20 protein-coding genes are annotated in these 22,216 nt (G+C 61.0%); 2 read left to right on the top strand and 18 right to left on the bottom strand.

The features are described from left to right. Nucleotides 1-14 precede the first annotated feature (14 nt). The 7 genes from EDE09_RS12945 to EDE09_RS12915 all read right to left on the bottom strand — a co-directional run bounded on the left by EDE09_RS12945 (nucleotide 15) and on the right by EDE09_RS12915 (nucleotide 8,086). Nucleotides 15-893 carry a F0F1 ATP synthase subunit gamma gene (locus tag EDE09_RS12945; RefSeq protein ID WP_132410855.1) on the bottom strand — a complete coding sequence of 293 codons (879 nt, stop codon included), beginning with the start codon at nucleotides 891-893 and terminating at the stop codon, nucleotides 15-17. A gap of 42 nt (nucleotides 894-935) precedes the next feature. After that, nucleotides 936-2,465, bottom strand: a complete 1,530-nt coding sequence (gene atpA, locus EDE09_RS12940) for a F0F1 ATP synthase subunit alpha (protein ID WP_105372732.1) — start codon at nucleotides 2,463-2,465, stop codon at nucleotides 936-938. Further along, the gene (locus EDE09_RS12935; protein ID WP_132410853.1) at nucleotides 2,465-3,031 is read right to left on the bottom strand and encodes a F0F1 ATP synthase subunit delta; all 567 of its coding nucleotides are present in this window, start codon (nucleotides 3,029-3,031) and stop codon (nucleotides 2,465-2,467) included. Before EDE09_RS12935 ends, atpA begins: the two co-directional genes overlap by 1 nt. Nucleotides 3,032-3,292: 261 nt before the next feature. Beyond that, nucleotides 3,293-3,676, bottom strand: a complete 384-nt coding sequence (locus tag EDE09_RS12930) for a DUF4345 domain-containing protein (protein ID WP_132410851.1) — start codon at nucleotides 3,674-3,676, stop codon at nucleotides 3,293-3,295. A gap of 68 nt (nucleotides 3,677-3,744) precedes the next feature. Continuing rightward, nucleotides 3,745-5,967, bottom strand: coding sequence for a primosomal protein N' (locus tag EDE09_RS12925; RefSeq protein WP_132410849.1), 2,223 nt, complete (start codon nucleotides 5,965-5,967; stop codon nucleotides 3,745-3,747). Between the two features lie 49 nt (nucleotides 5,968-6,016). Then, nucleotides 6,017-7,153 carry an AAA family ATPase gene (locus EDE09_RS12920; protein ID WP_132410847.1) on the bottom strand — a complete coding sequence of 379 codons (1,137 nt, stop codon included), beginning with the start codon at nucleotides 7,151-7,153 and terminating at the stop codon, nucleotides 6,017-6,019. 27 nt (nucleotides 7,154-7,180) lie between these two features. Next, nucleotides 7,181-8,086 carry a 1-acyl-sn-glycerol-3-phosphate acyltransferase gene (locus EDE09_RS12915; RefSeq protein ID WP_132410845.1) on the bottom strand — a complete coding sequence of 302 codons (906 nt, stop codon included), beginning with the start codon at nucleotides 8,084-8,086 and terminating at the stop codon, nucleotides 7,181-7,183. A 141-nt stretch (nucleotides 8,087-8,227) separates the two neighbouring features. Here EDE09_RS12915 and EDE09_RS12910 point away from each other — a divergent pair, with 141 nt between their 5' ends. Beyond that, a complete protein-coding gene (locus EDE09_RS12910; protein ID WP_165924170.1) occupies nucleotides 8,228-9,163 on the top strand; it encodes a tyrosine recombinase XerC in 936 nt (311 codons plus the stop codon). Nucleotides 9,164-9,243: 80 nt separating this feature from the next. Continuing rightward, the gene (locus EDE09_RS12905) at nucleotides 9,244-10,317 is read left to right on the top strand and encodes a TraB/GumN family protein (protein WP_132410841.1); all 1,074 of its coding nucleotides are present in this window, start codon (nucleotides 9,244-9,246) and stop codon (nucleotides 10,315-10,317) included. Here EDE09_RS12905 and EDE09_RS12900 read toward each other — a convergent pair. The 11 genes from EDE09_RS12900 to mdh form a co-directional block, all read right to left on the bottom strand. Beyond that, nucleotides 10,301-10,804 carry a cytochrome b/b6 domain-containing protein gene (locus EDE09_RS12900; RefSeq protein WP_132410839.1) on the bottom strand — a complete coding sequence of 168 codons (504 nt, stop codon included), beginning with the start codon at nucleotides 10,802-10,804 and terminating at the stop codon, nucleotides 10,301-10,303. The genes EDE09_RS12905 and EDE09_RS12900 overlap by 17 nt on opposite strands. 208 nt (nucleotides 10,805-11,012) lie before the next feature. After that, a complete protein-coding gene (gene lpdA, locus EDE09_RS12895) occupies nucleotides 11,013-12,419 on the bottom strand; it encodes a dihydrolipoyl dehydrogenase (protein ID WP_132410837.1) in 1,407 nt (468 codons plus the stop codon). Nucleotides 12,420-12,444: 25 nt separating this feature from the next. Further along, complete coding sequence (locus tag EDE09_RS12890; protein WP_132410835.1) at nucleotides 12,445-13,197, bottom strand: SDR family oxidoreductase; 753 nt, start codon at nucleotides 13,195-13,197, stop codon at nucleotides 12,445-12,447. Further along, nucleotides 13,194-13,694, bottom strand: a complete 501-nt coding sequence (locus EDE09_RS12885; RefSeq protein WP_132410833.1) for a hypothetical protein — start codon at nucleotides 13,692-13,694, stop codon at nucleotides 13,194-13,196. Before EDE09_RS12885 ends, EDE09_RS12890 begins: the two co-directional genes overlap by 4 nt. Before the next feature lie 4 nt (nucleotides 13,695-13,698). Continuing rightward, nucleotides 13,699-14,115, bottom strand: a complete 417-nt coding sequence (locus EDE09_RS12880) for an MAPEG family protein (RefSeq protein ID WP_132410831.1) — start codon at nucleotides 14,113-14,115, stop codon at nucleotides 13,699-13,701. Nucleotides 14,116-14,129: 14 nt separating this feature from the next. Further along, nucleotides 14,130-15,374: a 2-oxoglutarate dehydrogenase complex dihydrolipoyllysine-residue succinyltransferase gene (odhB, locus tag EDE09_RS12875; protein WP_132410829.1), complete on the bottom strand. Its 1,245-nt coding sequence runs from the start codon at nucleotides 15,372-15,374 to the stop codon at nucleotides 14,130-14,132. A 30-nt stretch (nucleotides 15,375-15,404) separates the two neighbouring features. Further along, complete coding sequence (locus tag EDE09_RS12870; RefSeq protein ID WP_132410827.1) at nucleotides 15,405-15,731, bottom strand: YciI family protein; 327 nt, start codon at nucleotides 15,729-15,731, stop codon at nucleotides 15,405-15,407. A gap of 12 nt (nucleotides 15,732-15,743) precedes the next feature. Next, nucleotides 15,744-18,740: a 2-oxoglutarate dehydrogenase E1 component gene (locus EDE09_RS12865; protein ID WP_132410989.1), complete on the bottom strand. Its 2,997-nt coding sequence runs from the start codon at nucleotides 18,738-18,740 to the stop codon at nucleotides 15,744-15,746. A gap of 221 nt (nucleotides 18,741-18,961) precedes the next feature. After that, a complete protein-coding gene (sucD, locus tag EDE09_RS12860; RefSeq protein WP_105372745.1) occupies nucleotides 18,962-19,867 on the bottom strand; it encodes a succinate--CoA ligase subunit alpha in 906 nt (301 codons plus the stop codon). 19 nt (nucleotides 19,868-19,886) lie between these two features. Beyond that, nucleotides 19,887-21,080: an ADP-forming succinate--CoA ligase subunit beta gene (gene sucC, locus EDE09_RS12855; protein ID WP_132410825.1), complete on the bottom strand. Its 1,194-nt coding sequence runs from the start codon at nucleotides 21,078-21,080 to the stop codon at nucleotides 19,887-19,889. Nucleotides 21,081-21,116: 36 nt separating this feature from the next. Next, nucleotides 21,117-22,079, bottom strand: a complete 963-nt coding sequence (gene mdh, locus EDE09_RS12850) for a malate dehydrogenase (RefSeq protein ID WP_105372747.1) — start codon at nucleotides 22,077-22,079, stop codon at nucleotides 21,117-21,119. Nucleotides 22,080-22,216: the final 137 nt, after the last annotated feature.

Here is a 22,216-nt window from a genome sequence, read left to right as displayed (position 1 = left end):
CCTCTTTCTTTACGTCAGAGCGCTTCCGCGCCCGAGATGATTTCAATGAGTTCCTTGGTGATCTGCGCCTGACGCTGACGGTTGTAGGAAAGCGTCAGCTTGTTGATCATCTCACCGGCATTGCGCGTGGCGTTATCCATCGCGGACATCTGCGCGCCATAGAAGGAAGCGTTGTTTTCGAGCAGCGCCCGGAAGATCTGCACCGCGACGTTCCTCGGCAGCAGGTCTTCGAGGATTTCCTGTTCGCTCGGCTCGTATTCGTAAAGCGCCGAAGAGGCGTTCGCCGCCTCGCCCGCTTCGAACTTCGCCGGAATAATCTGCTGTGCCGTGGCAATCTGCGAGATCACCGACTGGAAGCGCGCGAAGAACAGCGTCGCAACGTCGAACTCGCCCGCGTTGAACAGTTCCAGGACCTTGTGCGCCACCTCATCCGCCTGCACGAAACCAAGCTGCTTGACTTCGCGGAAGGTGATGTAGTGGACGATGTTTTCCTTGAAGCTGCGGCGCAGGACATCGTTGCCCTTGCGGCCGACCGTCAGGATCTTCACCGTCTTGCCCTGTGCAAGCAGTCTCTGCGCATGGTCGCGGGCAAGGCGAATGATCGAGGAATTGAAGCCCCCCGCCAGACCACGCTCGCCGGTTGCGACGATCAGGAGGTGAACCTGATCCCTGCCCGTGCCCGAAAGCAGAAGCGGCGCTTCGGCATTGCCGGCGTTGGCAGCCGAAAGGCTGGCCAATACCTTGTTCATCCGCTCCGCGTAAGGACGGGCAGCCTCGGCCGCCTCCTGCGCACGGCGCAGCTTCGCCGCGGCGACCATCTTCATCGCCTTGGTGATCTTCTGCGTCGCCTTGACGGAGGCGATCCGGTTTTTCAGATCCTTAAGTGAAGGCATCCGTTATCGGTCCCCTGCGGGTTAGTTGGACTTGATCCGTTCTCAGGCGAAAGACTTCGAGTAGCTGTCGAGAGCAGACTTGAGCTTCGCGCGGGTGTCGTCCGACAACTGCTTCTCGCTACGGATGGTATCGAGGATCGCCTTGCCTTCGGAACGCAGGTAGGAAAGCAGACCCTGCTCGAACTTGCCGACATCGCTGACGGCGATCTTGTCGAGATAGCCGTTGACGCCCGCAAAGATCACCGCAACCTGCTCTTCCGTCTTCAGCGGCGAGAACTGCGGCTGCTTCAGGAGCTCGGTCAGGCGCGCACCGCGGTTGAGCAGACGCTGCGTCGATGCATCGAGGTCGGAGCCGAACTGAGCAAACGCCGCCATTTCGCGATACTGGGCGAGTTCGCCCTTGATCGAGCCGGCAACCTGCTTCATCGCTTTCACCTGCGCGGCGGAACCGACGCGAGAAACCGACAGACCGACGTTAACGGCGGGACGGATGCCCTGGTAGAACAGGTCGGTTTCGAGGAAGATCTGGCCGTCGGTGATCGAGATCACGTTGGTCGGAATGAAGGCCGAAACGTCGTTGCCCTGGGTTTCGATGACCGGCAGAGCGGTCAGCGAGCCGGCGCCGCGATCGTCGTTGAGCTTTGCAGCACGCTCCAAGAGACGCGAATGCAGATAGAAAACGTCGCCCGGATAGGCTTCGCGGCCCGGCGGACGGCGAAGCAACAGCGACATCTGACGGTAGGCAACGGCCTGCTTGGAAAGGTCGTCGTAAGCGATCAGCGCGTGCTGGCCGTTGTCACGGAAGTATTCACCCATCGCGCAGCCGGCGAACGGCGCGAGATACTGCATCGGAGCCGGGTCGGAAGCGGTAGCGGCAACGATGATCGAATACTGCAGCGCGCCACGCTCTTCGAGAACCTTGACGAACTGCGCAACAGTCGAACGCTTCTGACCGATAGCGACATAAACGCAATAAAGCTTGTCGTTGTCCGGGCCGTTGTCGTGGATCGGCTTCTGGTTCAGGAAGGTGTCGAGAATGATGGCAGTCTTGCCGGTCTGGCGGTCGCCGATGACGAGCTCGCGCTGGCCGCGGCCGACCGGGATGAGCGCATCGATGGCCTTGAGACCGGTCGACATCGGCTCATGAACCGACTTGCGCGGAATGATGCCCGGAGCCTTCACGTCGACGCGCGAGCGGCGGCTCGCGTTGATCGGACCCTTGCCGTCGATCGGGTTGCCGAGCGCGTCGACAACGCGGCCGAGCAGTTCCGGACCAACCGGAACGTCCACGATGGCACCAGTCCGCTTGACGGTATCGCCTTCCTTGATCTCGCGGTCGGAGCCGAAGATGACGACGCCGACGTTGTCGGCTTCGAGGTTGAGCGCCATGCCGCGAACGCCGCCGGGAAACTCGACCATTTCACCGGCCTGAACATTGTCCAGTCCATAAACGCGAGCGATGCCGTCACCGACGGACAGAACCTGGCCGACTTCGGAAACCTCTGCCTCTTGGCCGAAGTTCTTGATTTGATCTTTCAGAATTGCGGAAATTTCCGCGGCGCGGATATCCATCAGCCAACCTCTTTCAGTGCAAGCTTAAGGGTGGAAAGTTTGGTGCGAAGGGAGGTGTCGATCTGACGAGAACCGACCTTGACGATGAGGCCGCCGAGGATCGACGGATCGATCGTCACGGCGATTGCCACGTCCTTGCCGGTGACGCCCTTCAGCGCCGACTTGAGCTCAGTTTCCTGCGCTGCGGAAAGCGCATGTGCCGAAGTAACTTCGGCTGTAACCTCGCCGCGATGAGCGGCTGCGATTTCGCGATAGCCACGGATCATGCCTGGCAAAGCAAAGAGACGACGGTTGCCGGCGACCACTTTCAGGAAATTGCCGACGAGGCCGGTGATGCCAGCCCTGTCCGCAACGGCGGAAACGGCATTGCGCTGCTCGTCGGCGGAAAAGACCGGGCTTGCGACCAGACGTCGCAGATCTTCGCTTTCATCCAGCAACGCCTGAAAACGATCAAGATCGGCGGCGACCTTGTCGACCGAACCGGACTCGAGAGCCAGTTCGAAAAGCGAGGAAGCGTAACGCTCCGCTACACCGGAAATAAGCTGGGACGTGTCAGCCACGGGCACAGTTTCCCTGTATTGCCATCCAAGCGCCAGACCCTGTGGGAGAGGTGCAGCAAGACCTTGAAATCGTTTGATTATTTCTCAGAACCTGCAGAGCTTCCGCTCTACCCTTTCCGACTTTCGCGGTCCGTCTAGCATAGGATGTAGGGACTCGCAACACGCCTGATAGAGGAAAAAGCCCGCGACGCAAGGGCTTGGGCCGGAATTTATCCGGGAACGGGAAGGATTTTCAGAGCTTTTCGTTCAAAGCGTCGAATTCGAGCGTCAAATATAGCCGAAGACATAGGCGAGCGGGCCTGCCGAAATCACAACCTGAAGTAGGAAAATCGCTATATTTCTGGGGGTGAAGGCTCGGTCGAAGACACATGAGACGACGCGTCCGGCAGCTGCGAATGCGAGGGCTATGCCAAGCGTCATGTAGATCCAGTCCTGGGCCAGCATGATGGCCGTAAGGCCGAGACCGAGGTGATGGGCGCCAACCGCCCGAACCGCCGCGTAACCCTCCGGCCGCACCTCGCCGATCTGAAAGGCCATGAGCCGCAAAACCGGACCCGGAAAAAGCAGGAGAAGGAGACCAAGAACTGCTGTCGCCGCGGCGCCGGCGAAAGCCAGCTGCTCGCCGAGCTCGGCTGGGAAATAAAGTTCCATTCGATCCTCGCTGTGTTCGATTCGGCCGATTCTAGCGCAAGCGGTAAACAAGTCGCAAAAATGGGCGACTAAAGGAAACTCTGAGGATCGACATCGAGTTGGATCTGGACCGAGCCGCGTTGCTTCGGGCCATTCGTCAGCATTGCCTTGAGAAACGCCTGCATGTCGGAATTGCGCCGGCCATGGACGAGCAGCCGAAACCGATGCCGGCCCCGCACCAGCGCAAGCGGCGCTTCCGCAGGCCCGAGCACGGATATCCCCGTTACCCTCGGCGCGGCCGCCCGCAAGCCACGGGCGTGGTTTTCGGCATCAGCCCGGTTGTCGGCGGAAACGATGAGCGAAGCGAGCCGGCCGAACGGTGGCAGGATTGCCCTTTCCCGTTCGGCGATCTCGCGTTCGTAAAAGGCCCCCGCGTCGCCGGACACGATCGCCTGCATCACCGGATGCTGGGGCTGGAAGGTCTGCAGGAGACCATGGCTCTTCCGGCCTGTTCGTCCAGCACGGCCTGTGACCTGGGAAAGAAGCTGGAAGGTGCGCTCCGCCGCGCGGGGATCTCCGTTCGACAGTCCGAGATCGGAATCGACGATGCCCACCAGCGTCATCAGCGGGAAATTATGCCCCTTGGCGACGAGCTGGGTGCCGATGACGATATCCGCCTCGCCCTTGGCGATGGCTTCGAGCTCCAGCCGCATGCGTTTGACGCCGCCGAGCAGATCCGACGACATGACGATCGTGCGCGCATTCGGAAAGTGCTTTTCCACTTCCTCGGCGATGCGCTCGACACCCGGACCGCAGGCGACCAGATGATCCAACGTTCCGCATTCAGGGCAGGCTTCGGGAGTGGGCTCGGAATAACCGCACTGATGGCACTGGATCTGCCTCTTGAACCGATGCTCTACCAGCCAACTCGAACATTGCGGGCACTGGAACCGATGGCCGCAGACGCGGCAAAGCGTCAGCGGAGCGTAACCGCGACGGTTGAGGAAGAGCAGCGACTGCTCGCCCTTCTCGATCGTTTTGGCCATCGCCCGAAGAAGCACCGGCGAGAGAAAGCCGCCGCGCTCCGGAGGATGCCGCCGCATATCGACCAGGTGCAGGTCCGGCATCGCCGCATCGCCGAAGCGGGTCGGCAGGTGCACCGTATTGTAGCGGCCGGCGAGACCATTAACCTGGCTTTCAACCGAAGGCGTCGCCGAGACCAGGACGATCGGGAAGTCACCGATCCGCGCGCGCACCACCGCCATGTCGCGGGCATTGTAGAAAACCCGGTCCTCCTGCTTGTAGGCGGGGTCGTGTTCTTCATCGACGATGATCAGGCCGAGTTCCTCGAAAGGCAGGAAGAGCGCGGATCGGGCGCCTGCGACAACCCTCACCTCGCCGGTCACCACGCCCCGCCAGACCTTTTCACGGATCCGGGGTGAAAGATCGGAATGCCATTCGCCGGGCTTGGCGCCGAAACGCTCCTGGAACCGCTCGAGGAAACTCGAGGTCAGGGCAATTTCAGGCAGCAGGATCAGTACCTGTTTTCCCCGTCTCAAAGTTTCCGCGATCGCTTCGAAATAGACTTCCGTCTTGCCCGAACCGGTAACGCCATCGATGAGAGAGGGGGAGAACCCGCCTGAGCGAATGAAGCCGACGATTTCCTCCGCCGCGTCTTTCTGTGGCCCTTCGATGCGCGGCGCGACATAATCCGGATCGGGCTTCGCCACCACTGGCGGCGGCGGCAGGAAAATCGTCTCGAATATGCCCTGCCCCGTCAGTCCGTCGACAACGCTTAGCGAAACGCCCGCCGCATGCGCAAGGCCGCTGCGAGTCCACGGTAGGCTTTCTTCACGGATCAGATCGAGCACCCGGGCACGCGCCGGTGTAATACGTTCCGGCTGGCCGCCTATATAACGCAGTCCCTCCACCATCGGCTCCGGGTCGAGCGCGGCAGGTGCCCGGATCGCCATGCGCGCCACAAGGCCGGGCGGAGAGAGGGTATAACTTGCCACCCAATCGACAAAATCCCGCATCTCCTTGGAAAGCGGCGGGCAATCGAAGACCAGCGTGATGGGGCGTAGCTTTTTGGGATCGAGCTTCTCGTCGTTCTCGCCATCCCAGACGACGCCGATCAGTTGCCGAGGCCCGACCGGCACCTGAACCACAGAACCAGGCTCCACATGCATGCCATCCGGCACAGCATAGCTATAGGCACCCGGCACCGGCAGCGGCACCAGGACCGGTACCACGCTTCTTGGCGCAGGCGCCTCCAATAACGAACCAAAAAGATCGGACGAATCTATGCCCATTGGCGGCGACCATGCCCAAACGCGGAACAAAAGTGAACCCTAAAGAGGATCAGCTCTCATCGTCCTCTATGAAGCCCGTCAGCCGCATCCCCTCGATCCAGGTTGCCCCATCTTTGCGGATGACGCGCTTCGGACGGACGCCACAACGCTCCTCCACCGCCGAAGCGAGCGGTTCGGAATGGGTGACGATCCAGATCTGGCTTGAGCGTGCGGCTTCTGCGATCATGTCGGCGAGCGGCGGCAGCATGTCGGGATGCAGGCTTCCCTCAGGCTCGTTGAGTGCAATTAGGGGCGGCTGTCGATAGGACATCAGCGCTGCGGCAAGCCCAAGGAAGCGGATCTGCCCGTCGGAAAGCTCTCGCGGCTGAAAAAGCCGTTTTGGAAAATCGGGAAAAACCAGTCCGAATTCCGCATATTCTCCCGGCTGCGGCACATGAAGCTTTGCCCCTCCGAAGGCCGCCGCAATTGCCCGATCCAGATCCACGGTGTCTCCGCGTGTATGCACAAGCGTCGCGAAGACGGCCGCCAGATTGCCACCATCCTGATCAAGGAGCGGCGACGTCACCGCGAGACAGGGCCGCCGCAAGGGTGAATCGCGGTCGGTCCGAAACCCGTGGAAGAACCGCCAGCCGTCGACAAGTTGGCGGAAGGCGCCGACTTCCGGATAATGCCCAGCATCCCCAAGCAGGGCGATCGCCGTTTCCGAAGTCATGGCCTGTTCCGGATATTCCTGCATCCGGCCATGCTCGCCGCGTACCATGATGCCTGGCCCCGCCCGCTTCACCATCGTCACCGGGCGCGAGCCGGTTTCCACCGAAAGCTCTTCCGCCTTGATCTGCGGTTCGAAAGCAAAGCCAGCCGCGGCAACCGGAGGGCGAAGTCCTGCCTCCACCCGGTATCGGAAGGTTGCCGCCCGCTCCTCGTCCAGCACCTCGACCTCAAGCTTTATGCGAAAATTCTTCTCATCCCGCCTCGGTCCCGACCAGAGCGCCGACGCCATGCCGCCTTCGGCGGCGATCTCGTAGGCGAGATTGCCGCGAACAGCCGCCTGCACGAGCTGCAGCGCGCGATAAAGATTGGATTTTCCGACCCCGTTCTCGCCGATGAACAAATTGACGCCGGCCAGATCCATGCGGATCGACCGAAGCGATCGGTAGTTGGCGGCGAACATCGAGCGGAGCAGCATGACGATTTCCCGCGAATGCCTGTCGGATCAAAAGCGCTGAACGAATTTCGCGTCCTGATCGGCTGCCAGATCAAAGACCGTGTGATGTTCGAGCGCCCTGGTCACATCGACGACATCGCCCTCCAGCTCCTCGGGCGGGATCATCTGGCCGACCGTAAAGTCGAAGCGATTACCCTTCTTGTTCAGGAGCTCGTAGAACACTGTCATGTCGCGAAGTTCGGTCGACCATTTGGCAAACCAGTAAAACAGGCCCGAATTGCGCGCCCGCATGTGGATCGGCAGGATCGGCAGATTGTACTTGCGCGCCAGCCCGACGGCAGACGTCTTCCATGGCCGCTCGTTCAGCTTGCCTTCCGCCCAATAGGCGATGCGCCCGGAGGGAAAGAGCACCATGGCCTTGCCGTCTTCCACCGTCTTGTTGGTCAGAACCAGGGTCTCGCGGGTCTTCAGCTTGCTCTTGTACTCTTCCCGCCATTCCACCGGGATGATCATCTCGGCAAAACGAGGATTGACCCGCACGGCGTCACGGTTGGCGAACACCATCATGTCCGGCCGGCGCGACTTCAGGAGGTCGAAGACGGCAACACCGTCGGCAATGCCGGTCGGATGATTGCTGACGAGAATGAAGCCGCCTTTTTCAGGAATACGTTCTGCATTTTGTACCCGGACATCGAGCTTCAGGAGATCGCTCATGTATTCGAAGCACTGAAAGCCGTTGAGGTTCGAGATGTCGTTGGCAAATTCGATTGCTCTACCGTAGCGCAGAAGCGTGTAGAGAAAGGGCCGCATGACCGGCCAGAGCGGATTGTGGACGATGCGCTGGCCCCGCTCGGAAATCAGCGTGTCGACGATGTGACCGGGTCTGCCTTGAGAAACGAGAGCGAGTGTTTCCGCGAATTGTCCAAAAGTTGTCATGGAATCACGGCGCGCCATAGAAACTCCCGCAGACAGGACCTGCGGTATATCGCAGCCCCGTGTGATCGAACGATGACATAGTTACCAATGATTAGGAATTCCGTAACGCCGTCGGTAGCAATCTGGGGCGTCCTTTCCCGGAATTCAACAGGCCGTAGATTGAATGAACTGCTGATTATTGCCGCACCCGATCTGATGGAAAAGCGCCGCGCATGGCTCGAGAGCCTCGCCAGCGAGCGTCGTTTGTCGAGCAACACCCTCGATGCCTATGAGCGGGACACGCGTCAATTTCTGACGTTCCTGACAGGTCATATGGGCGGCCCCGTCAAACTTTCCGACATCCATTCGCTGCGTCCGGCGGATCTGCGAGCCTTCCTGGCTGCACGCCGTCGCGAGGGTTCTGGCGCCCGCTCGCTCGGGCGCCATCTGGCCGGACTGCGCTCGTTTCTGCGCTATCTGGAGCGCAAGGGATTGGTAAATGCAGCCGCCGCAGGCGCCATCCGTGCGCCGAAGCAGCCGAAATCGCTTCCCAAGCCACTGACGGATCGCCAGGCCCTCGACCTGGTCAAGATAGACGCACAATTGCAGGGAGAGCCGTGGATTGCCGCACGGGACGCGGCAGTCCTTGCTCTCCTTTATGGCTGCGGTCTGCGCATTTCGGAGGCGCTAGGGCTGCAGCCCACGGACCTGACACCGGAATCGACAACCCTGCGCATCACGGGCAAGGGAGGCAAGACCCGCATCGTGCCCCTTCTTCCGGTCGTGTTCGAAGCTGTCGCCACCTATAGGAAACTCTGTCCGTATCATCTCGCCGCCGATGAGCCGTTGTTCCGGGGTGCCCGCGGAGGGCCGCTGCAGCCAGCCATCATCCAGCGCGAGATGCAGAAGCTGAGAAGCGCCCTCGGTCTGCAGGAGACGGCAACACCGCATGCCCTGAGGCATTCCTTCGCCACACATCTGCTGGCCGGCGGCGGCGATCTCCGCACGATCCAGGAGCTGCTCGGCCATGCCAGCCTATCCACCACCCAGGTCTATACGGGCGTGGATTCATCGCGGCTGCTTGAGGTCTACGACCGCGCCCATCCCCGCGCATGAACCAAGTTTTAACCACCGGCGTTAAGCGCTTGTGCAGTCGCCACGGGTAAGATGCCGCTGCCTCTCAGACGGATGACATGATGACCCCCGCCTATCCCACCGCCGGCGCTTTTTTCCAGCGCGCTCAAAGCCTGACGCTTTGGCTGATCGCCAGTGTCCACGTGATCGCGCTTGCGTCTTTCCTTCTCATTCTCGGCGCGTTGTCTCCGGCCCGCGCAGACGTGACGGGTTGCGGTGGGACGAACCTCCTTGAGGAGATGAAGGTCGAAAATCCCTCCCGTTACGAGCAGGTCGTAGCCGAAGGTGCCAAGGTTCCCAATGGCAAGGGCGTGTTGTGGAAGATCGAGAAGGACGGCGTTGCGCCTTCCTACCTGCTTGGGACCATGCACGTCTCCGACCCCCGCGTGCTCGCCATGTCGCCGGCTGCGGTGAGAGCTCAAGCTGCCAGCAAGACCGTCGTCATCGAATCGGACGAGGTGCTGGACGAGAAGAAGGCAATGGCTGGCATTCTCACCAAGCCCGAACTCACCATGTTCACGGACGGCAGCTCGATCGAAAAACTGTTGCCGAAAGAGGAGATCACGCTTCTTGAAGCCGGGTTGAAGAAGCGCGGTATTCCGCTGGCTGCCGTTTCACGCATGAAACCGTGGATGCTGATGTCCTTCGTCTCCCTGCCTGCCTGCGAAATGGCGCGGAAGGCCAAAAATCCCGATTTCCTCGACAAGCAGATCGCCCGTGATGCCATGGCGGCCGGAAAGTCCGTGAAAGGATTGGAAACCTTCGCAGAGCAGCTGTCGGCGATGGCGGCTATCCCGATCGAGTTTCACTTGAAATCCCTGGTTGAGACCATACGGCTCGGGCCAAAAATGGATGACGTCTTTGAAACGATGACGGAACTTTATCTTGCCGGAGATATCGGCATCACGATGCCGCTGCTGAAGGCAGTCGCACCCGATGGCAGCGACGAAGCAGGATATGCTGAATTCGAGAAGATCGTCGTGACCAAGCGCAACCATCTGATGGCAGAGCGCGCCGCCCCGATACTTGCAGAGGGCGCCGCCTTCGTTGCCGTCGGCGCTCTTCACCTGCCTGGCGAAGAAGGCCTGATCGAATTGCTGCGCAAGCAGGGCTTCACGGTTACAGCGGCGAACTAACGCCGCGGGTCATCCGCCTCATCACATCCGTCTTCCAGTAGAACTGGTGCACAAGCGCGCCGCCGATATGGGCGAGGATGAGCCCCCACATGAAGAGTTTCATCGGCCCGGCATGGGCCAAGGCTGCGGTCTTGTTTCCGAAATAATAGGCGCCGATACCGGCAAACGGCATCACGAAGAACAGCGCATAAAAGGCCCAGTGGCTGATCTTCGCGACCATGCGCAGCAAGGGCGGCTCTTCCTTCGGTTCCGGCGGAGCGCCCTGGATGAAGCGAAGACAGAGCCGGACAAGGGCCAGTACCAGCACCGCGATGCCCACATAGGCATGGATATTGGCGGCATTCACCTGCTCGGGCGTCGGCGTCTGCCCGCCGAAGAAGGCTCGACCCCAGGTCTCCATCGCCTCGGCGAAGAGCAGGTTGAAAAGGATCAGTCCGGCCATCAGCCAATGCAGGATGCGCTGCGGAAGTGAGAAGGAGGTTGCCATTGTCTCCACCTTTCGGAAAACGGGAACATGGCAGCCAGTCTATGAGGCTTCGCCCGACTCTCAAGCGAAAGCAGCAATCCTGTCCAAGATTTAATCCTGGATTTGATGATTGCCAAAGCGGCGCCAAGCAGGCCGACACAGACTCCGCCTGAACAGAAAAGGCGGGACTTGCATCCCGCCTCTTTCAACCTTCGATCAACCTGGCCGCTTACATATGGATCGGCTTGAAGAAGGTGCCGAGCGCCGCTTCCTTCACGGCCTCCGACATCGTCGGGTGTGCGTGGCAGGTACGGCCGAGGTCTTCGGAAGAGCCCCCGAATTCCATGAGAACGGCAATCTCGTGAATCATCTCGCCGGCCCCGAAACCAACGATATGGCCGCCGAGAACCCGGTCGGTCTCCCTGTCGGCGAGGATCTTCACGAAGCCGTCCGTCGCCAGCATGGCACGTGCACGGCCATTTGCGGTGAACGGGAACTTGCCGACCTTGTAGGCGACGCCTGCGTCCTTTAGCTCTTCCTCTGTCTTGCCGACGGAGGCGACTTCCGGCTGGGTGTAGACGACGCCCGGGATGACATCGTAGTTCACATGACCGTGTTGCCCGGCGAGGATTTCGGCAAGCGCCACGCCTTCGTCTTCCGCCTTGTGTGCGAGCATCGGCCCTTTCACCACGTCGCCGATCGCATAGATGCCAGCCACGTTGGTCTTGAAATGGCCGTCGATTTCGACGCGGCCGCGATTATCGAGCGCCACGCCCGCCTCTTCGAGGCCAAGACCTGCCGTATAGGGCTTGCGGCCCGTCGAGATCAGCACGACGTCGGCCTCGACGGTCTGGGCCTCCCCGCCCTTGACCGGTTCATAAGTGACCTTGGCGCCATTGGCGGTTTTCTCGACGCCGGTGACCTTAGCATCGGTGCGGATATCCATGCCCTGTTTTGCCATCATGCGCTGGAACTGCTTGGAAACTTCACCGTCCATTCCGCCTAGAAGCTTGTCGAGATATTCCACGACGGTGACCTTTGCCCCGAGGCGGGACCAGACGGAGCCGAGCTCCATGCCGATGACGCCGCCGCCGACGACCACCAGATGCTGCGGCACCTTGTCGAGTGCGATGGCGCCGGTGGAGGAGACGATAGTCTTCTCATCGATCTCAACATTGACGCCGGGAATTCCGGCGACGTCCGAGCCCGTTGCGATCACGATATTCTTCGCCTCGATCTCCTGAACCTTGCCGTCCTCGCCGGTGACCGAGACTTTGCCCGCCGCAACGATTTTGCCGGTGCCCTGGAAGCCGTCGATCTTGTTCTTCTTGAAGAGAAAAGAAACACCGTCGACATTGGACTTCACGGTCGCATCCTTGTGCGCCATCATCTTCTCGAGGTTCAGCTTGGGAGCGGAAACCTCGACGCCGAGCGCGTCCATGCCATGAGCGGCGTGATGGAACATCTCCGAAGCGTGCAACAGCGCCTTTGACGGGATGCAGCCGACATTGAGGCAGGTGCCGCCATAGGTGGCGCGCTTTTCGACGACCGCGACCTTCAGGCCGAGCTGAGCCGCCTTGACCGCGCAGACATAACCGCCCGGGCCGCTTCCGATTACGATCACATCATAAGCCATAGTGTCTTTCCTTTTCTCTATTCGGTTAGCGCCCGCCGCTCACGTCGAGGATAGCGCCGGTTATATAGGAAGCCGTCGGCGATAGAAGATAGAGGACGGCATCCGCCACCTCCTCCGCCCTGCCCGGCCGTTGCATGGGAATGCTGGAAGCCATTTCTCGCGCCCTGTCCGGCAGGCCTCCGGACGCATGAATCTCCGTGTCGATGACGCCCGGACGAATTGCGTTGACGCGTATGCCCTCGGTCGCGACCTCGCGCGCTAGCCCGATCGTCAGGGTATCGATCGCAGCCTTGGAGGCGGCATAGTCAACATATTGGCCTGGCGAACCTAGCTTGGCAGCCATGGAGGAAATGTTGACGATCGCGCCGCCCCTGCCGCCGCGCTTCGTGGACATGCGACGCACGGCCTCGCCGGCACACAGGATCGAGCCGGTCACGTTGATCCGCATCATGCGTTCGACACGTTCCGCGCTCATTTCGTCAATGCGCTGCGGTATGTCGACAATGCCGGCATTGTTCACCAGCCCGTCGAGCCGACCGAAATGCTTATCCACGACCTCGAACATCGAAACGATCTCGGCCGCGTTGCCGACATCGGCTTTGATTGCAACACCCTTGCCGCCTGCCGCCTCGATGGCGGCGACGACTTCTTCGGCGGCCTTCTGATTGGACGTGTAGTTCACCGCCACATGCCAGCCGCGGCTTGCTGCCAGAAGCGAAACCGCCGCGCCGATACCGCGGCTTCCGCCGGTTACCAGTAGAACGGACGCTTCCGTCATTTTGTACATTCCTTGAATTCGTAGAGATCCCACGGAACCGACTTGAGGCCGCTCTTCTCCCACAAGCCTGAATGCCGGATTGCAGGTCCGAGGCCAGACATCAGGACGGCATCCGGCGCCTGGCTGCCCTCGGGGCCTAATATGTCGATATGGCCGCTCGCGACGTTCAGAGCATAAGGCACGCCTGTCCAAACGGTGCAGGCTCTCAATTCGGCCCCCGTTGCATCTCCCTGAGGGCAATTGTTCATTGCCATTCCGGCGGGGCGAGCGGAGTCCTCGTCATACATGACGTTGCCGTCGAGCTTCAGCTTGCCGCCGGTCACGGTGAACAGATGGCTGACCGCCGCCGCATCGGACCCCACGGGCTTGAAGGAGAGGACGGTTCCGGCCTCCGCCTCGACAAACACCGCCTTTTCGATCGCGCATCTGTCTGCGGCCGAAGCCACGGCCGGCATCAGGCATAAAGGCAGCAGCCATGTCTTCAGGCAAAGGCTCATGGCGTCACCAGAAAAGCGCGATCATCATGGCCAGCAATCCGAACATGCTGATCAGCCAGACGAAAGATCGAAGATAAGGGATGCCTGCGAGATAGAGAGGCACGTAGACGATCCGCGCGGCAAACCAGATCCATCCGCCGGCAAGACCGGAACCCGAGGAGTCGTCGCCCGCAAAGGCGACGCCGAGCAGCAAGCCTACAAAGGCCGGATAGGTCTCCCGGAAATTCCCGGACGCCCTTGCGGCACGACCGGCAAATTTGCCGCTCGGTTCGCGGCCATCGTCCCGCGGACCGGCGTTCCAAGCCGAGCCAAGCTCACGGGTCGAAAGCACACCCTGGAGCAGGATATGGAAAACGAGCAGGATCACGCTCAGGGCAAGCAGCGCCATGTAAGGCGTGACCGTAACCCCGAGCGTCTCCATGTCAGGCTCCCGTCTTAGAGATCGAGGACCAGCCGTTCCGGATCTTCGAGGCTTTCCTTCACACGGACGAGGAAGGTTACGGCTTCCTTGCCGTCAACCATGCGGTGATCGTAGGACAGCGCCAGATACATCATCGGACGGATGACGACCTGACCGCCGATCGCGACCGGACGCTCCTGGATCTTGTGCATGCCGAGGATGCCGGATTGCGGAGCGTTCAGGATCGGCGAGGACATCAGCGATCCGTAAACGCCGCCGTTGGAAATGGTGAAGGTCCCGCCCTGCATGTCAGCCATCGAAAGCTGGCCGTCGCGGGCAAGCTTTCCGAGGCGGCCGATCTCCTTTTCGATCTCTGCAATCGACATCTGGTCGGCATCGCGAACGACCGGAACGACCAGACCCTTGTCGGTGCCGACGGCAACGCCGACGTGACAATAGTTCTTGTAGATGATGTCGGTGCCGTCGATCTCGGCATTGACTGCCGGCAGTTCCTTCAGGGCATGGGTGACAGCCTTCGTGAAGAAGCCCATGAAGCCGAGCTTCACGCCGTGCTTCTTCTCGAAGATGTCCTTGTACTTGTTACGCAGGTCCATGACGGCCTTCATGTCCACCTCGTTATAGGTGGTCAGCATGGCGGCGGTATTCTGCGCATCCTTCAGACGACGGGCGATAGTCTGGCGCAGGCGCGTCATCTTCACGCGCTCTTCGCGGGCAGCATCGTCGGCAGAGGAAACCGGACGGGGAGCGGCCGGAGCTGCAGGTGCCTGGGCCGGGGCGGAAACTCCCCTGGCGACGGCTGCGATCACGTCACCCTTCAGAACCTGGCCACGCTTGCCGGAACCGTCGATGTCCGAGGTGGAGATGTTGTTGTCGGCGGCGATCTTCGCAGCGGCCGGAGCCGGCGGCATAGAGGATGCGGCGGCCGGGGCAGCAGCGGGAGCCGGAGCTGCGGGTTCTGCAGCCTTGGCGGGCGCGGCTTCCGCGGGCTTGGCAGCCGGAGTGGCAGTAGCCGCACCTGCAGCACCTTCGGCAATCTGGCCGAGCAGGGCGCCGAGGCCCACGGTTTCACCGTTGTTGGCGACGATCTCGGTCAGAACGCCGGAAGCCGGAGCCGGAACTTCGACGGTCACCTTGTCCGTTTCGAGTTCGAGAAGCGGCTCGTCCGCCTTGACCGTGTCGCCCACCTTCTTGAACCAGGTGCCGACGGTTGCCTCGCTGACGGATTCTCCGAGGGTGGGAACGCGGATTTCAGTGGCCATTGTTGTGAGTTCCTGAATGGTTGTTTTCGTTTATTCGGCAGCCGCGGCGGTTGCCGCTGACTTCCGGAGAATGATGGAGGGCATGGGAGAAATTTCAAACCGGAAGCCGAAGCCCGCCTTGATCACCGGATCCCCGTCCGCCAGCGCCTGGGCAGCGGGCTCGTCGGCGGCCTCCACCACAGCGATGCCGAAAGCCCCGTCCACTGCAAAGACCGGACCGACGGCGATCGCGCTGCCCGTTTCCGCAAGCTCCCGCCAATAATCGGCATGAAGCTGCATCGCCGACATTTCCTCCGGCGATGCATCGAACGGAAAGCCCGGCCTTGGCGGTACGAGCTTCAGGTGAAAATAGGCCATCGGCCTCTCTCCTTAGCCGCCGAGCGCGTCTTCGAGGAAGGCCTCGAGCTGCGCCAGATGCTTGGACATCAGACCCGTTGCCGGCGAAGCCGCAGCCGGGCGACCCGTATAACGGACCCGCTGATACTTCGCATCGATATGCGCCAGCACCCATTCCAGGTACGGATCGATGAACGCCCAGGCGCCCATGTTCTTCGGCTCTTCCTGGCACCAGACCATCTCCGCGTTCCGGAAGCGGGACAACTCGTTGATGAGCGCCTTGGCAGGGAACGGATAAAGCTGTTCGATGCGCAGCAGGTAGATGTCGTCGATGCCGCGCTTTTCGCGCTCTTCGAGCAGGTCGTAATAGACCTTGCCGGTGCAGAGCACGACGCGGCGGATCTTGGCATCCTTCTGCAGCTTGATCGGGCCGTCCTTGATGACCTCCGCATCGTCCCACAAAAGGCGGTGGAAGGAGGATTCGCCCGCCATTTCGGCCAGCGTCGAGGTTGCACGCTTGTGCCGCAACAGCGACTTCGGCGTCATCAGGATCAGCGGCTTGCGGAAGTCGCGCTTCACCTGCCGGCGCAGAATGTGGAAGTAGTTCGCCGGCGTCGTGCAATTGGCGACCTGCATATTGTCTTCGGCGCACATCTGCAGCCAACGCTCCAGACGGGCGGACGAATGTTCCGGGCCCTGGCCTTCATAGCCATGCGGCAGAAGGCAGACGAGACCGGACATGCGCAGCCACTTGCGCTCGCCCGACGAGATGAATTGGTCGAAAACCACCTGCGCGCCATTTGCAAAGTCCCCGAACTGCGCTTCCCAAAGCGTCAGCGCATTCGGACGCGCCAGCGAATAGCCGTATTCGAAGCCAAGCACCGCCTCTTCCGAGAGCATCGAGTTGATGACTTCGTAGCGGGCTTGGGTGGGAGACAGATTGGCGAGCGGAATGAAGCGCTCCTCGGTCTCCTGATCGTAGAGCACCGAATGACGCTGCGAGAACGTGCCGCGTTCGCAATCCTGACCGGAAAGACGGATTTTTGTGCCTTCCGTGACAAGCGAACCGAAAGCGAGAGCTTCGGCCATCGCCCAGTCGATGCCTTCGCCGGTCTCGACCATCTGCGCGCGGTTTTCCATGAAGCGCTTGATCGTGCGGTGGGCGTTGAAGCCGTCCGGAACCGTCGACAGCTTGCGGCCGATCTCCTTCAGCTGCTTCATCGGCATGGCGGTCTTGCCGCGCCGCTGTTCGTCGGCATTGTCGGCCGAGCGCAAGCCGGACCACTGGCCGTCCAGCCAGTCGGCCTTGTTGGGCTTATAGCTCTGGCCGGCTTCGAACTCCGCTTCGAGATGAGCGCGCCAATCGGCCTTCATCTTCTCGAATTCGCCCTCGGAAAGCAACCCTTCCGAGATCAGGCGGTCGGCGTAAAGCTGTGCAACCGTCTTGTGGCCGCGGATCACCTTGTACATCTTCGGCTGCGTGAACGCCGGCTCGTCGCCTTCGTTGTGACCGAAGCGGCGGTAGCAGAACATGTCTATCACGACCGGCTTGTGGAACTTCATCCGGTATTCGGTTGCAACCTTCGCCGCATAGACGACCGCTTCCGGATCGTCGCCGTTGACGTGGAAGATCGGGGCTTCGATCATCTTGGCAACGTCGGACGGATAGGGCGAGGAGCGCGAGAAGGCCGGATTGGTGGTGAAGCCGATCTGGTTGTTGATGATGAAGTGCATGGTGCCGGCGACGCGGTGGCCGCGCAGACCGGACAAGCCGAGGATTTCCGCCACGACGCCCTGGCCGGCAAAGGCCGCATCGCCGTGCAGCAAGAGCGGCAGAACCTTGGCACGCTCCTTGAGCGGAATGACGTCACCTTCCCACACCTTCGCCAGCAGGTCCTGCTTGGCGCGAGCCTTGCCCATGACGACCGGGTTGACGATTTCGAGATGCGAAGGGTTGGCCGTCAGCGACAGATGGACCTTGTTGCCGTCGAACTCGCGGTCCGAGGAAGCGCCGAGATGGTACTTCACGTCGCCCGAACCTTCGACTTCGTCAGGTTTGAACGAGCCGCCCTTGAATTCGTGGAACACGGCGCGGTGCGGCTTGCCCATGACGTTGGTGAGCACGTTGAGGCGACCGCGGTGCGCCATGCCGAGCACGACTTCCTCAAGCCCCTCTTGGCCGCCACGCTTGATGATCTGTTCGAGCGCCGGAATCAGCGATTCACCGCCGTCGAGGCCGAAGCGCTTGGTGCCCTTGAACCGGACGTCGAGGAACTGCTCGTAGCCTTCACCCTCGACCAGCTTCTGGAGGATCGCCTTCTTGCCGGCGGGCGTGAATTCGACGCCCTTGTCCGGCCCTTCGATACGGCCCTGAATCCAAGACTTCTCTTCCGGGTTGGAGATATGCATGAATTCGACGCCGAGCGTCGAGCAGTAGGTGCGTTCGAGGATCGCGATCATCTCGCGGATGGTCGCGTATTCAAGACCCAGCACGTTGTCGATGAAGATTTTGCGATCGTAGTCGGCTTCCGTGAAGCCGTATGCCGTCGGCGAAAGCTCGTTGTAATCCTCGACCGGAGCGGCAAGACCGAGAGGATCGAGCTTCGCATGCAGGTGGCCGCGCATGCGATAGGCGCGGATCATCATGATGGCGCGGACGCTGTCGCGCGTTGCCTGCAGGATGTCAGCCTCGTTGACCGGCTTGTCGGCGGCAACTGCCGCAGCTTCGGCCTTCGCCTTGACCTTGCTTTCGATGGCTTTTTCCACGACCGGCCAATTGCCGTCCAACGCCGACACCAGCTCGCCGTTGGCAGCGATCGGCCAGTTCTTGCGCTGCCAGGAGGCCCCACGCGCCGCGCTCTTCACGTCATTCGGGTTATCGGCCAGTGCCTTGAAAAAGGCTTGCCATTCCGGGGCTACCGAATTCGGGGCGTCCTCATACCGGGCATGAAGCTGCTCGATATAGGCCGCATTCGCGCCGTCGAGGAAGGAAGTGATGAGGAACTGCTCGTTGGCTTCTTGCCGTGCCATGGTTTCCTGCGGGCGCCGCGCCCGCCTCCTGACGTAATCGGAAACCGAAACAACTTCCGGCATCCGCATTTTCCTGGTCTTCGTCTGTTATTTTCAGCCGCCGGGGCGGCGCGCGCCTAAGGCGCGAAACAGACAGGCGAGGCTTGGACTGCTTCGCCTGTCTGAAACTTGCCGGATCAATCGCCGCCTATCTATCGACAGCGATTGTCCCTTATGTGGCGTCAGCCCTTGAGGACTTCAACCAAGGTCTTGCCGAGGCGGGCCGGAGACGGCGACACCTTGATGCCTGCCGATTCCATGGCGGCAATCTTCGATTCCGCGTCACCCTTGCCGCCGGAAACCACCGCACCGGCGTGACCCATGGTGCGGCCCTTCGGCGCCGTACGGCCCGCGATGAAGCCAGCCATCGGCTTCTTGCGGCCCTTTTTGGCTTCGTCCTTGAGGAACTGTGCGGCATCCTCCTCCGCCGAGCCGCCGATTTCGCCGATCATGATGATCGACTGCGTGGCTTCGTCAGCGAGGAACATTTCAAGCACATCGATGAACTCGGTGCCCTTGACCGGGTCGCCGCCGATGCCGACAGCTGTCGTCTGGCCGAGACCCTCGTTGGAGGTCTGGAACACGGCTTCGTAGGTGAGCGTGCCCGAACGGGAAACGATGCCGACCGAACCCTTGCGGAAGATGGAGCCCGGCATGATGCCGATCTTGCATTCTTCCGGCGTCAGGATGCCTGGGCAGTTCGGTCCGAGCAGGCGGGACTTCGAACGGTCGAGGCGAGCCTTGACGCGCACCATGTCCATGACCGGAATGCCTTCCGTGATGCAGGTGATGAACGGAATCTCGGCTTCGATCGCTTCGATGATCGCGTCTGCGGCGCCTGCCGGCGGCACGTAGATCACGGTCGCGTCGGCACCAGTCTTTTCCTTGGCTTCCGCAACCGAGGTAAAGATCGGCAGCGACGTGCCGTCGACGCCGGACGACCACGATTCGCCGCCCTTCTTGGGATGAACGCCGCCCACCATCTTGGTGCCGTAATAGGCGAGCGCCTGCTCCGTATGGAAAGTTCCGGTCTTGCCGGTCAGGCCCTGGACGATGACCTTTGTGTCTTTGTTGACGAGAATAGACATTGGTTCCGGTCCTTCCAGGTTAGGCTTCGATCGCCGCGACGATCTTCTTCGCCGCGTCGTCAAGGTCGTCAGCCGCCGTGATAGCGAGACCAGACTCGTTCAGGATCTTCTTGCCGAGCTCGACATTGGTGCCTTCGAGGCGCACGACGAGCGGAACCTTCAGTCCCACTTCCTGCACCGCCGCGACAACGCCTTCGGCGATGACGTCGCAGCGCATGATGCCGCCGAAGATGTTGACGAGGATGCCCTCGACCTTCGGGTCGGCGGTAATGATCTTGAAGGCCGCAGCGACCTTTTCCTTGCCAGCGCCGCCACCGACGTCACAGAAGTTCGCCGGCTCCTTGCCGTAGAGCTTGATGATGTCCATCGTCGCCATGGCGAGACCGGCACCATTGACCATGCAGCCGATATTGCCGTCGAGCGCCACATAGGCGAGGTCCCACTTGGAGGCCTCGATTTCCTTGGCGTCTTCTTCCGTCTCGTCGCGCAGCGCCTTGACGTCGTCGTGTCGGAACAGCGCATTACCGTCGAATGACATCTTCGCGTCGAGCACGCGCAGGTGGCCATTCTGCATGACGATCAGCGGATTGACTTCCAGAAGGGCCATGTCCTTCTCGTTGAAGGCCTTGTAGAGCGCCGGGAAGAGCGACTTGGCGTCTTCCGCAGCAGCGCCTTCGAGCGCCAGAGCCTTGGAGATCGCCGCGATGTCGGCGGCGGTCACGCCGGCTTCCGGATCGATAGCGATCGTGTGGATCTTTTCGGGCGTGTCGTGGGCGACGGCTTCGATGTCCATGCCGCCTTCGGTGGACACCACAAAGGCGACGCGGCCGACCGAGCGGTCGACAAGCAGCGAGCAGTAGAGTTCGCGGGCGATGTCTGCGCCGTCCTCGATATAAAGGCGGTTGACCTGCTTACCTGCTTCACCGGTCTGCGCGGTCACCAGGGTGTTGCCGAGCATTTCCTTGGCATGGGCGACCACTTCGTCGATCGACTTGGCAAGACGAACGCCGCCCTTGGCTTCAGGAGAAAGCTCCTTGAACTTGCCCTTGCCGCGGCCGCCGGCGTGGATCTGACTCTTGACCACGTAGAGCGGGCCGGGAAGCGACTTGGCAGCAGCTTCGGCCTCTTCGACCTTCAGGATAGCAACGCCTTCAGCAACCGGCGCGCCATAACCCTTCAGCAGAGCCTTGGCCTGATATTCATGAATGTTCATGGGTTTGTCCCTGTTTCTATTACTTCAGCGCGCCCATTACTTCAGAGCGGGGGCGATGTTGATGCAGGCTTCGCAGAGGCCGGCAACTGCACCGACGGACTTCTGGAAAGCCGCTTCTTCGTCCTTGTTGAATTCGACTTCGATGACGCGCTCGACACCGCCGGCACCGAGGACAACCGGAACGCCGACATACATGTCTTTGACGCCGTACTGGCCGGTCAGATGAGCTGCGACCGGCAGGACGCGCTTCTTGTCCTTGAGGTAGGATTCCGCCATTTCGATTGCGGAAGCAGCCGGGGCGTAATAGGCCGAGCCGGTCTTCAGCAGGCCGACGATTTCGGCGCCGCCGTCGCGGGTGCGCTGGATGATCTCTTCAAGGCGTTCCTTGGTGGTCCAGCCCATCTTCACGAGATCAGTCAGAGGGATGCCGCCGACGGTCGAATAACGGGCGAGCGGCACCATCGTGTCGCCATGACCTCCGAGAACGAAGGCTGTAACGTCCTGAACGGAAACGTTGAATTCTTCGGAAATGAAGAGGCGGAAGCGGGCGGAGTCGAGCACGCCGGCCATGCCGACGACCATGTTCTTCGGCAGGCCGGAGAACTTCTGCAGAGCCCAGACCATCGCGTCCAGCGGATTGGTAATGCAGATCACGAAGGCGTTCGGGGCATATTTCTTGATGCCGGCACCCACCTGCTCCATAACCTTGAGGTTGATGCCGAGCAGATCGTCGCGGCTCATTCCGGGCTTGCGGGCGACGCCAGCGGTGACGATGCAGACATCGGCTCCTTCAATGGCTGCGTAATCGCTTGCGCCGGAAAGCTTCGCATTGAAGCCTTCAACAGGGCCGGACTGGGCGATGTCGAGGCCCTTGCCTTGCGGAATGCCGTCGGCGATGTCGAAGAGGACGATGTCGCCCAGTTCCTTCAGACTGGCGAGATGCGCCAGCGTGCCACCAATCATGCCAGAACCAATAAGTGCGATCTTCTTGCGCGCCATCGAAAAGCTTCCTTTCGAGATCCAATCCACGGCAAGCTACGGCAAGCCTGCCAATGTGCCAGACCGCATACCTTCATCCAGCTGTAATGGCAATGGATTATTTTGGAAGCAGGTTTTTCAATCGGTTAGATCATAAA

It is taken from the genome of Neorhizobium sp. S3-V5DH, from assembly GCF_004343065.1.
GTDB lineage: Bacteria > Pseudomonadota > Alphaproteobacteria > Rhizobiales > Rhizobiaceae > Neorhizobium > Neorhizobium huautlense.
This window is presented reverse-complemented; position numbering and strand designations above follow the sequence as displayed.